The organism is Marichromatium bheemlicum, assembly GCF_012276755.1.
Lineage (GTDB): Bacteria > Pseudomonadota > Gammaproteobacteria > Chromatiales > Chromatiaceae > Marichromatium > Marichromatium bheemlicum.
In genome coordinates, this window is the sequence record NZ_JAAXKX010000038.1 from 1 (window position 1) to 11,008 (window position 11,008).

The 11,008-nt window shown below is 62.8% G+C and carries 8 protein-coding genes; all 8 read right to left on the reverse strand.

Annotated features, from left to right (window positions below):
* Positions 1–741: 741 nt before the first annotated feature.
* Positions 742–1,755 carry a DUF368 domain-containing protein gene (locus HF203_RS15880; protein WP_168671065.1) on the reverse strand — a complete coding sequence of 338 codons (1,014 nt, stop codon included), beginning with the start codon at positions 1,753–1,755 and terminating at the stop codon, positions 742–744.
* Positions 1,752–3,446 carry a methyl-accepting chemotaxis protein gene (locus tag HF203_RS15885; protein ID WP_168671066.1) on the reverse strand — a complete coding sequence of 565 codons (1,695 nt, stop codon included), beginning with the start codon at positions 3,444–3,446 and terminating at the stop codon, positions 1,752–1,754. The genes HF203_RS15880 and HF203_RS15885 overlap by 4 nt, the downstream gene beginning before the upstream one ends.
* A 115-nt stretch (positions 3,447–3,561) precedes the next feature.
* Positions 3,562–4,521, reverse strand: a complete 960-nt coding sequence (locus tag HF203_RS15890) for a diguanylate cyclase (RefSeq protein ID WP_168671067.1) — start codon at positions 4,519–4,521, stop codon at positions 3,562–3,564.
* Positions 4,522–4,821: 300 nt separating this feature from the next.
* Entirely contained in the window at positions 4,822–5,223 is a 402-nt protein-coding gene (gene fliS / locus HF203_RS15895) for a flagellar export chaperone FliS (protein WP_168671068.1), read from the reverse strand.
* 54 nt (positions 5,224–5,277) lie between these two features.
* Entirely contained in the window at positions 5,278–5,751 is a 474-nt protein-coding gene (locus HF203_RS15900; protein WP_246221823.1) for a flagellar protein FlaG, read from the reverse strand.
* 210 nt (positions 5,752–5,961) lie between these two features.
* Complete coding sequence (gene fliD, locus HF203_RS15905; RefSeq protein ID WP_168671069.1) at positions 5,962–8,046, reverse strand: flagellar filament capping protein FliD; 2,085 nt, start codon at positions 8,044–8,046, stop codon at positions 5,962–5,964.
* A gap of 20 nt (positions 8,047–8,066) precedes the next feature.
* Positions 8,067–8,519 (reverse strand): flagellar protein FlaG, encoded by a 453-nt coding sequence (locus HF203_RS15910; protein ID WP_168671070.1) that lies wholly within the window; start codon positions 8,517–8,519, stop codon positions 8,067–8,069.
* 77 nt (positions 8,520–8,596) lie between these two features.
* Positions 8,597–10,723 carry a flagellin N-terminal helical domain-containing protein gene (locus HF203_RS15915; RefSeq protein WP_168671071.1) on the reverse strand — a complete coding sequence of 709 codons (2,127 nt, stop codon included), beginning with the start codon at positions 10,721–10,723 and terminating at the stop codon, positions 8,597–8,599.
* Between the last annotated feature and the right edge of the window lie 285 nt (positions 10,724–11,008).

Here is an 11,008-nt window from a genome sequence, read left to right on the forward strand (position 1 = left end):
GGCCTCCCCTCAAACACAGCCACCAGACACCTGCGCAACGGCGAGCGGCTGGAGGCTGAGAGCTGATCTCGTAGGTTGGGTTAACCGTCCGCCCACCATGGCATCGACGAAGCTGCGGCGTTCGGCGACGGTTAACCCAACACCGGGGCGCAAGCGCCGAGCTTCGAGGCATGAACCGCGAGATACCGTCTTTCCCGTCAAGCCGCGGAAGCGTAATCGGGCTGGTAGGGACGACGGTTCTTGAACACGCCGAAGCAGATGTGGGCGAGCTTCCGCATGGCGGCGCCGAGACACCAAGCACGCAAAGTCGATCGAGGGTTCTCGGTAGCCGACCCCAATCACGCGTGGTCGAAGACAACGGCTGACTGGTCGCGACAGGCTGCAACCGAAGTCTTCTTTCCTTCGCGTCCTTGGCGGTTCGAATCAGCTTCCAGCGATCAGCATCCAGCCTCCAGTCGGCGAGGCTGGTGTGCATGATCGGCGATTGACGGGCAAGACGATATCTTCGCGGTTCAAGCCGCTGGCGGCTGCCTGGTGGCGATGTTGGGTTGCCCGTCCTAGAGCCCCGAGGATTCGTCGATCGGTGGTGTATGGGCAACCCAACCTACGGGCTGGAGGCTGGTCGCTGAAGGCTTTTCTCCCCTTTGCGCCCTTCGTGTCTTCGCGGTTCAAACCAGCTTCCAGCCTCCAGTCGGGGAGGCTGGTGTTGCATGATCGTCGATTGACAGGCAAGACGGTATCTTAGCGGTTCACCCCGTCCCCTCGCCCCCCCCGCTCGGCGAGGCGCTCGAAGGCGAGCACCGAGAGGATGCCGAGGAGACAGGCGACGAGGGTGCCGATCAGCAAGGGGTCACCGTGGTAGGCGCTGGGGAGGACGTTGCTCTCGGCGATGATCTTGTGCGGGGTGAGCCCGTCGGCGGCCATCACGATCTGGCCCTCGGCATCGCGCAACCAGTCGACCGGGTTGCGCCAGGGGTAGATCTTGTTGAGCGAGCCGATGAGGAAACCGGTGAGCAGCGCCAAGGTCTGGGCGTGGAAGCGGTGGAAGGTCCAGGAGAGCAGCCGCGAGAGGGTCATCAGCCCGACCACGCAGCCGAGTACGAATACCCCGAGGACCAAGAGTCGCTCCGGACTGTAGTCGAGCAACACCCCCTTGAGGGTGTCGTGGATGATGAACTGGTACATACCGAGCAGGAGCAGCATGAAACTCCCCGAGATCCCCGGCAGGATCAGTGCCGAGATGGCGATGACACCGCAGCAGAAGACGAACCACAGCGCCTCGGAGCCCTGTGCCGGGGTGAGCACGCTGAGCGCGTAGGCGAACACCGCGCCGAGCACGAGCAGCGTCAGTCCGGTCGCGTCCCAGTGTGCGATGCGCCGGGCCATGTGCAGGATGGAGGCGAGGATTAAGCCGAAGAAGAACCCCCACACCAGTGGTGGATGGTGCTCGAGCAGCCAGGAGACGGTGAACAGCCCGGTGAGCAGACCGACGACCATACCGCCGAGCAGAAGCGTCAAAAAGTTGCCGTCAATCGCCCGCCAGACCCCGCCGGCCCCGTCGCGGCGAGCCACACCGATCAACCCCGGACCAACGGCCCGGATCGCCTCGATCAACCGTTCGTAGATCCCGCTGACGAAGGCGATGGTGCCGCCCGAGACACCGGGGATGATCTCGGCTACGCCCATGGCCGCGCCACGCAATACCAACCCGGCGCGGCCATGCTCGGCCGCCGGGCGATGCTGCTCCTCGATCATAGCTTGAAACGCTCCATCCGCTCCTGGAGCAACGCGGCCAGACGCGCCAACTCGCTACTGGCCGCGGCGACCTGGGTCGAGCCGGAGGCACTCTGCTCGACCACCTCAGAGATGGTGTGGACGTTGCGGTTGATCTCCTCGGCCACGGTCGCCTGTTGCTCGGCGGCGCTGGCGATCTGGGTGTTCATGTCGTTGATGGTGGTGATCGAACCGTTGATAGTACGCAGCGACTCACCGGCACGGCGTGCCTGATCGACGGTCTGCTGGGCCATCGCGCGTCCCTTGTCCATCACCTCGACGGCACCGTTGGCGCCGGTCTGTACCCGCTCGATCTTCTGCTGGATGTCCTCGGTGGAGCGTTGGGTCCGATTGGCGAGGGTGCGCACCTCGTCGGCGACCACCGCAAAGCCACGCCCGGCCTCGCCGGCACGCGCCGCCTCGATCGCGGCGTTGAGCGCAAGCAAGTTGGTCTGTTCGGCGATGCCGCGGATGACATCGAGGACATCGCCGATCTCGCGGCTATCCTCGGAGAGCCGACCGACCACCTGGGCCGAGGAGTCGAGTTCCTGAGCCATGGTCTCGACCGCAGCGACGGCCTGGGCGACGACTTCGCCACCACTGTCGGCCTCGCGATTGGTCTCACGCGCGGCATCGGCCGCCTCGCCGGCGTGGCGCGCAACCTGTTCGACGGTGGTAGTCATCTGGTTGATCGCTGCGGCCACCTGCCCGGTCTCGGTCTGCTGACGGGCGATCTGCTCGCGGGCCTGGGCACTGGCCGCAGACAGCTGCTCGGCCGAGGTCGCCACCTGATTGCCCACCGAGGCGACCTCACGCAGCAGACGACGCATGTTATCGACCATCCGCGAGAAACCGGCGAGCAGGCTGGTGTTGTCGCCATCACGCAGGATGATCTGGGTGCCGAGATCGCCCTCGGCGACCTGATTGACCACCGCCAGTGCATAAGCAGGTTCGCCCCCGAGACGGCGCAACACGTCGCGGGTGATCAACAGCCCGAGGATGATCGACAGCACCAGACCGAGCCCCATCAACACCGAGGTCACCAGCACCGTTTTACCCGAGGCGTCGACCGCCTCGAGAACCGCGTCATTGGCAAAGCGATTATTGATCATCACCATGGACTCGACCATAGCGCCGAGCCGGTCGGAGATCGGGATCATCTCGCCGACCAACTGCATATAATCGGTGCGCAGCGCGGCGTAGACACTCTGCGCGTCGACACCCTGACGCTGCGGGGCCTCGAGCATCTGTCGCATCAGGGTGTCGAGTTCACGATAGACCGTGCGCCAGGCGCCGTACTCAGCCTCGAAGGCGGCAAAGATCGCGACCTCGTCGGCGGTCTTCTCGAGCGCGGAATAACGCGCAAGCGCGGCCTCGACCTCGCGCCAGGAGGCCTCACGCTGACGCAGCAACTGCTCGAGCAGCTGGCGCGTGTCTTCCGACCAGTTGGCATGCATCTGCGCCTGCAGCGACTGGGCGCGAATCTGCACGCGTTGGTAGTTGAGGTGGTTGAGTTCGATGATCGAGGGTAGACGGACCTGACCGATGCGGACCACGTCGCCGCGCATGGTGCGCTCACCGTGGATGGCCTTGAGCCCGATGACCAGTACCATGACCGCCACCAGCAGGAAGCCGACGAGCAGTTTGGTCTTGAGCGATATCTTGTCCAGCATGTGCACTCCGGCTTGGAGAGAGGGACTAACGGCTTATTGTGACACCCGAGCCTGCCACCAGCCAGTTTAGCCCGTCACCGACCGCCGCCGACCAAACCCCACGACCGGGGAGCCCTCAGCACAGCGGGGCCTGGGGCTGGGCGCTGTCGCGCACCATCGCCGTCGCGCAGCCGGTACCGGCCAGGGTGCGATTGCGCCCCGCCCGCTTGGCGGCATAGAGTGCATCATCGGCCTGCGCATAGAGTGCGTCGAGGTCCAGCCCCGGACGATGGGTCGCCACCCCGATGCTGGCGCAGACCCCAATGCGCACCCCGGTGGCCGTCTCGCTCGAGCAGTGCGCGATCGCCTGACGAACACGCTCGGCGCACTCCATCGCCTGGGCCAGATCCGTTCCCGGCAACAGGATCACGAACTCATCGCCGCCCATGCGCACACAGAGATCGGAGGCCCGGGTGGCCGCACGCAGGCTCTTGGCCACGTCCTTGAGCAGTCGATCTCCCTCGGGATGACCGAACTGGTCGTTGACGCGTTTGAAGCCATCGAGGTCGAGCACCAGCATCGACAGCGGTCGTGACTGGCGCACCGCATCGGCCAACCAGTGCGCGCCCTCGCGAAACAGCGCAACCCGGTTGCCGAGCCCGGTCAGGGGATCGGACTCGAGTTGGGTGAGCACGGTCTGATAGGCCAGTGCATTCTTGAGCGCGGGCGCGGCCAATCCCAGCAATCCTTCGATACGCTCTTGCTCGGCCTCGGAGAAACGACGCCCGCGCATCAACACCAACCGACCCATGTCCGCCCCGTTTAGGGCCAAGTCGTATTCCAAGCGGTGTCGATCGGTGCGCCCGCCTTCGAAGGCCAGACCCTCGGCCGAGTTGGCATATTCCCAACCGCTGTGTTCGACCAACTCGAAGAGATAACGATTGAGCATCGTCAGGACGCGGCCCATGTCGAGCGATGCGGTGATCGCCTGCAGGAATGCAACCGGATCGATACGCTTCGACGTCGGCTTGGAGGTTGGCTCGGACGAGGAGACGAGGGTGAGATGCGGCGTATCTGCTTGACTGATCGAACTCACGGTGGCGCGCCCCTGAAATAGTTGTTTGCTGATGATCTAGCGAAAATCGCGCCACAAAATAAAAACGTTTAATAACAACGGGATAAGATTAAAAATCAGCATTCAGAGTCAAATTAGACGAAATATTGACACCTTCTTCCCGGCCCTGCCCTCGCATCGCCCCCGCGAAATCGTCGAAAAATCGTCGCCCGCTTGCTGACGTCAACGCATCAGCAAGATCATGACGGTCTTCAGGGGGCAGGGGTCGAAGGTCACGCCCGTCGACCCATCAGCGGTGAGAGACGGGCGCCTGGGGATGGGTTAGCACTGTTGACCGAGACGATCGGGGATCTCGTCCCAGCCCGACTTGATCGTACGCAGCAACCCCGAGACCTCGTCGAGGGCCTCGGTCTCGTTGCGTGCATTGCCCTCGAGCAGGCGCCGCGACATATAGCTGTAGAGGGCGTCGAGATTCTCGGCCAGCTCGCCCCCCTTGTCGTGGTCGAGCGCCGCGCGCAGCGACTCGATGATATTGATCGCCTTGCTCAGCTGTTCACCCTTGGTCTGCAGGTTGCCGTGCATCATCGCACCCCGGGCCACGGCGATCCGCTCGACGGCGCCCTCGAACAGCATCTGGATCAGACGATGCGGACTGGCAACCGCAACCTCTGCCAAAGGTCCAGCCTGACGGTACTGGTTGAGTTCCTTACGCATCGCATACATGGTGTCGGCCACTCCAGACGAATGGTTACAATTTTTAGGAGATTGATCAGCGCATCAGGCTTCTTCGGTCAGCCCAATCCCGCTGATGCCGGTGCCATCGCGCATCTGCGCCATCAGCTTCAAGGCATGCTCCGGCGGTATCTGGCGAATCACCTCTTTGCGTTCGGCATCCATCACCGTGACCACGACCTCTCCAGAACCGTCATCCAGGCTGAACTCGAGCGCGCGATGGTTCGCCTGCAGGTAGTCGTTGATCGACTCCACCACCTGCTCGAGCATCAGGGTCGAACTCTTCTGTTCGTCCCCTTCCGCTGGCGGGCGCTGCGCCTCGGTTTGCCCAGCCCGCTGCGCCTCAAGCGCGGCGTCGGACGTCGCCTGTTGCGCCGCACCTGGTGCGGCCTGCGAGTCGGCGGCCGATGCCGGCTGCTGACGGTTGCGGTCCCGGATCGCCGCGCCGGCATCATCCTGGGGATGTGTCGGTTGCGAGCGGATCATCACGCCTGCTGGCCCTTGGGTCGATTCAATCATCACGCTCTCCCCGGTTCCCTGCAGCAGGACGCAGCAATCGTAGATGCCTGCCCGGTCTGGCCTCCACTGCCCCCGGTCGCGTTACGGGAATCTCCCCGAAGGGGTCTGACTCCCGTTGCAGACCTTCGCCAGAGGTCTGCTTAGCTGACACCATGGATAACGGCACTCCTGCTGTTTTCTTTAACCTGATCATGCAATCTTCGCTCACCCTCAACGCGGCGCCGTGTAGGGCAGGCGGTCGACGAGCCCTTCGAGCTGGCCACCGGTGGACTGAAACGAGCTGACGATGGTCTCCATCGCGATGAACTGCGACAGCAGCCTGGACTCGACCGCCTCCATCCGCCGATCAAGCGCCGTGCGATCATCCTCGAGCTCGGTCAACTGGTCCTGGATGTTCTCCTTGCGCATCTCGACCGTGCCGTCGCTGCTGAGAAAGCCGTCGACCAGCCGACTCAACTCGCCGGCGAAACCACGTGAGAAGGAGATATCGAAGGCCCCCTGGGTGCTCGCGCCGGCAGCAACACTGAAGTTCAAGCCATAGGCGGGGGAGTCGATCGACGGCAACAACTGATTCCCGGCACCAAACCCCTCGACCCCGTTGATGGTCCCGGCGACGTCGACACCGGCGGTTCCACTCAGCCCGGTGTGCACCCCGAGATCGGCCATCGAGGCACTCGCCTCGGTGAAGGCAACCGTCGAGACCGAGCCATATTCGCGGGAGACAAAGCTGAAGCTGTCAGTGGTGTCGTCATAGAGTACGTCGACCTTGGTGCCGGAGGCCTGTAAGGTCTCGTCGCTGTTGATCAGTGACTGCAGGTCACTGCGCAGCTGTTCGGTCGAGTCATAGGTTCCGTTGAGGGTGATGGTCCCGGATTCGATACCGTTGACCTCGACCTTGAAGCTGTAATCACCGGCGCTGGTATCGAGCGCGGTGGTAAAGGTCTCGGTGGCGGCGTCGAAGTCGGCCTGGGTGATGGCATCGGCGAGCAGCTCGCCGCGGGAGGGATCCTGGGTGATCTCCACCTCATAGCTTCCCGCATCGACCCGCCCGGCGAAGGAACCCAGATTGACCGAGACGGCACTGTTGGCGGATGTCGTCTTCAGCGCGAAGAGGTCCTCCACCAATTGGAAGTTGGCGCTGAAGGCGGCACTGAACTCGTCTTCCTCGATCGACAACGACCCATCGCGTTCGGTGCGGATCCCGAGGTTGGTCAGTGCGGTGAAGCCACCCTCGAGCCCTTGCACCTCACCACCGACGAGCTCGCGCAGACGATCGACCATGGCGCGCGCCGAGCCATCGCCAGCAAGATCGCCACGCGACAGCGCACCGTTCTCGTCGCGCACCAACTCGCCGGCCTCATCACGGGCATACCCGGTCAGCCCCTGGGCGGTCTCCTGGAAGGTGTTGTAAGCCTCGACGAAGTCACGCACGGCCTGTTCGGCCAGGCTCTTGTCCTCGCTGATCGAGAAGGTCAGCGACTCGCCGGGGCTGGCCTTGTTGAGGGTGAAGTTGAAGCCCTCGATGACATCATCGATATCGTTGCTCTCGCGCGAGACCTGCAGACCGTTGATCCGCAGCAGCGCATCACTGCCCTGCTGGACCTCGGTGACGTTGGCATGGTTGGTGGCGTTGAAGGCGAAGTCGTCGAGGCTGGCGTCATCACCGCTGATCTCCAGGGCATTGCCCGCCCCCGAGGGCGCGGTCAACATCAACTGATACTGGTTATCGACCTTGAGCACCGAGGCCTGAACCCCCGCATTCTGCTCGTTGATCTTGGCGGCGATGGCGTCGAGCGAGTCACTGGCATCGATGCTGATGTTCAGTGCCGAGCGTTCGTCATTGGCGGTAAAGCTCGATGGCGCGTCGCTACCGTCATAGGTCCACTCACCAAAACGAATGGTCAGCTCGCCCGATTTACCGAGCGCACTGTCGCGCTCGCTCTGCGCAGCCATGGTCAGCGACTGGGCGCGGGCGATGTCCTCGACCTCGATCTGGTAGGAACCCGTTTGCGCGCCGACATCGACACTGTTGGCGGTGATGACGTTGGTCTCGGGGACGGCCACCGAGCGGGCATTGAAGAGATCGTTACCGGCCAGGGCGCCGAGACTGTCCTTGAGCTCTCCGAGGGCGCTGCTGAGTTTGCCATACCCCGAGATCTCGGCCTGCAGCCGTTCCTCGCGCCTGGTGATACGCTGTTCGGCCGGGGCCCGCTCGACCTCGACGAGCTGCGAGACCAAGCTGGTGATGTCGATCCCCGAACCGGCCCCCAAGGAAGAGATGATGTTGTCGGCCATGTTCGTTGCTCCTCACACACTCACGCCTGGTCGTTGAAGATCAGCCCCACCAACCCTTCGACGTACTGCGTAAACTTTAGCGTCTCCTCGCTGGGTATCTGTCGGATCAGCTCCTCGGTCTCCGCGTCGAGCACCCGGATCACGGTCCGATCGGCCTCTTTGTCGAGTTCGAAGTTGAGCATCCGACGCGAGCCACCGAACATCTCGTTGAGTTGCTCGACGGCCTGGTTGAGCTGTTCCTCGGAGACCTCTTTACGCTCGGCAGATTTACGCTCGGCAGACGTCTCTGTGCCGGCGGAGTCCTGGGCTCGCACCTGCTGTTGCGTCGCGAGCGCGCCGGGGGCGCGCTCGAGCCGTTCATTGGCCTCCCGCTCCGCAACGCTCGTCCCGGTGTCCCGCTCGGAGCGCGATGGCACCGGTGAGGGCTGCTGAATCGGAGTGATATTGCTTAGAGTATAGGATTCGCTGGCCATTGGTCTTGCCTCCCTCGGCTCGACCGGGCCGACCCCGGTCAGGGGACGGCCCGTTTCCTAGCGGCCGGGACCGGCGCTTACTGCAGCAGCGAGAGGACCTGCTGCGGTGCCGAGTTGGCCTGGGCGAGCATCGCCGTGCCTGCCTGCTGCAGCACCTGGGCCCGGGACAGCGCTGCGGTCTCTGCCGCGAAGTCGGCGTCCTGGATCCGCGACCGCGAGGCCGAGGCGTTCTGCGAGATGCTGGTCAGGTTGTTGATGGTGAAGTCCAGCCGGTTGTTCACCGCACCGAGATCGGAGCGCACCTCGTCGACCCGCTCGAGCGCGTTGTCGATCGCCGTCAGTGCCTTGTTGGCACCATCGACCGTCGAGATGTCGATGCTCGAGAGCGACTGACCGTCCTCGCCGCCGCCGAACTTGCCGACCTTCAGACCGGAGTTGTCGAGGTTGTCGTCGGTCCCTCGCGAAATCTCGATCTCCTTGTCCGAGTGCAGGGTGAACTCACCGACATAGGTTGCTGCACCCGTATTGAAGCCTGCCGCTGCACCATTAGCGATGTTGGCAACGATATTGCGGCCATCCTCCGCGATTAGCTGCACACCTCCCCCATTAGCGGTACCATCTTCACCGGTATCGACCGCGATCACACCGGTCTGTTCGGAAACGGCATTGATTGCGTTTACCAGTGACTGACGGTTGGCGCTAGTATTCTCGGAGCCGGCCAGGGTAGTAAAACCTGTAATCTCTACCCCATTAATGGTTCCATCAATACTGGAAGAATCTGTCACCTGAACCGTGCTGTTATCTGCTCGGTTCTGGTTCACCGTCGCGGTTACGCCGGTCTGCTCGGAGACCAGGTTGACGGCTGCAGCCTTAGCAATAGCGCTATAAGCGTTGGTATCGTCTGTGGATGCAGTATCATCGGTTGCGTAAGACGGCCCCACGGAGACACCGTTAATGAACACGTTGCCAGCAGCCATCGCAGTGGTACTGTCATCCAGGTTCGAGGAGACCTGTGTCTGCGTCCCGGTGTAGTCACCCTCCATGAAGCCGGCATCGGCCGCCTTGCCGGTTGCGCCCGACTCGATCTTGATCGGTTCACTACCCTCAGAGACTAGGGTTACTGTCCCTGTAGTAATAGAGGCCTCACCCGCTGCTTGCAGCGCCAAACCGGTATTAGCAGCAGTGAGTCCACTAGTGCCATCGTGCTCCAAGACGATATTGCGCCCATCCTCAGCGACCAGGGTAATCCCACCATTATCGGTCCCCGTATCGATTGCGGTCACCCCGGTCTGCTCGGCCTTCAGGTTGATCGCATCGACGATCGAGGTGCGTGTGGTGGTGGTATCATTGGCACTCGTCGACAGATCGATATCCACACCGTTGAGGGTTACGGTACCACTTGCAGCGGCCGCACCACCCGTTGTCATGGCTTCGCCACCCACGTTGGTCTCACCGACGATCGCGGTTACCCCGGTCTGGTCAGACTTCTCGTTGATCGCCGCAGCGGTTGCGATCGCACTGGCACTCTTGGCGTCCGAGGACGCAGTGTCCGCAGCAGCCGTGGCACCAGAGATCGAGATGCCGTTGATGATCAAGTCGCCGGTCCCGAGCGATTTCACGTCAGTAGTCGCTGCGGCAACATCTGTACCCGTTCCCGTGCGACTGAAGGAACCGACACCCGCAGACTCGTCGACACCAAGCGAATCAGCGTCGATCTGACCGATGTTGACGCTGATCGTCTGTCCGCCCTCAGAACCGATCTGCAGATCGACCTCACCGAGCGACCCATCCATTAGGTTCAGGCCGTTAAAGGAGGTGCTGGTGGAGATGCGGTCGAGCTCCTGGACGAGCTGCTGGACCTCGTTGTTGAGGGTCGAGCGGTTGCCGCTGGTGTAGGTGCCGTTGGCCGACTGCACCGCCAGCTCGCGCATACGCTGGAGGATGTTACTGCTCTCGCTGAGCGCGCCCTCGGCGGTCTGCACCAGGGAGATACCGTCGTTGGCGTTGCGCACCGCCTGATCGAGACCACGCACCTGCGAGGTCAGGCGACTGACGATCGCCGAACCGGCGGCGTCGTCCTTGGCGGAGTTGATGCGCAGACCACTGCTCAGGCGCTCCATGGCCTGGCTCTGTTCGGCCTGGGAATTCGACAGATTGCGCTGTGCGTTCAGCGACATGATGTTGGAATTGATGACCATTGCCATGGCTGCTCTCCTGTTGGTCTCGAACCGGCGGGCTGTTCAGCAACAGCGGTCTGCCGTCAAAGTCGAACTGTGCTTCGTTGAGGTTAACGGCCGGGCATGGCGATCGCTTTAATCCTATTTCGACAATCCTCGGGCCCCGGCCCGCACGCAGGTCCCTGAATCCCTGACACGCCTGCGACACCATGGATAACGGTGGGCTACCGGAAAATTGAAATCCCCAGAGAGCCAAAGCGAGACCCCCATCACACAACCTCTCGCGCAGGAAGGCATCGGGACACGTCCCCC

Excerpts from the sequence above, each read along its gene's own strand:
- fliD (WP_168671069.1), bottom strand. The coding sequence starts at position 8,046 with ATGGCCGACAACATCATCTCTTCCTTGGGGGCCGGTTCGGGGATCGAC.
- HF203_RS15910 (WP_168671070.1), bottom strand. The coding sequence starts at position 8,519 with ATGGCCAGCGAATCCTATACTCTAAGCAATATCACTCCGATTCAGCAG.
- HF203_RS15900 (WP_246221823.1), bottom strand. The coding sequence starts at position 5,751 with ATGATTGAATCGACCCAAGGGCCAGCAGGCGTGATGATCCGCTCGCAA.
- HF203_RS15885 (WP_168671066.1), bottom strand. The coding sequence starts at position 3,446 with ATGCTGGACAAGATATCGCTCAAGACCAAACTGCTCGTCGGCTTCCTG.
- HF203_RS15880 (WP_168671065.1), bottom strand. The coding sequence starts at position 1,755 with ATGATCGAGGAGCAGCATCGCCCGGCGGCCGAGCATGGCCGCGCCGGG.
- fliS (WP_168671068.1), bottom strand. The coding sequence starts at position 5,223 with ATGTATGCGATGCGTAAGGAACTCAACCAGTACCGTCAGGCTGGACCT.
- HF203_RS15915 (WP_168671071.1), bottom strand. The coding sequence starts at position 10,723 with ATGGCAATGGTCATCAATTCCAACATCATGTCGCTGAACGCACAGCGC.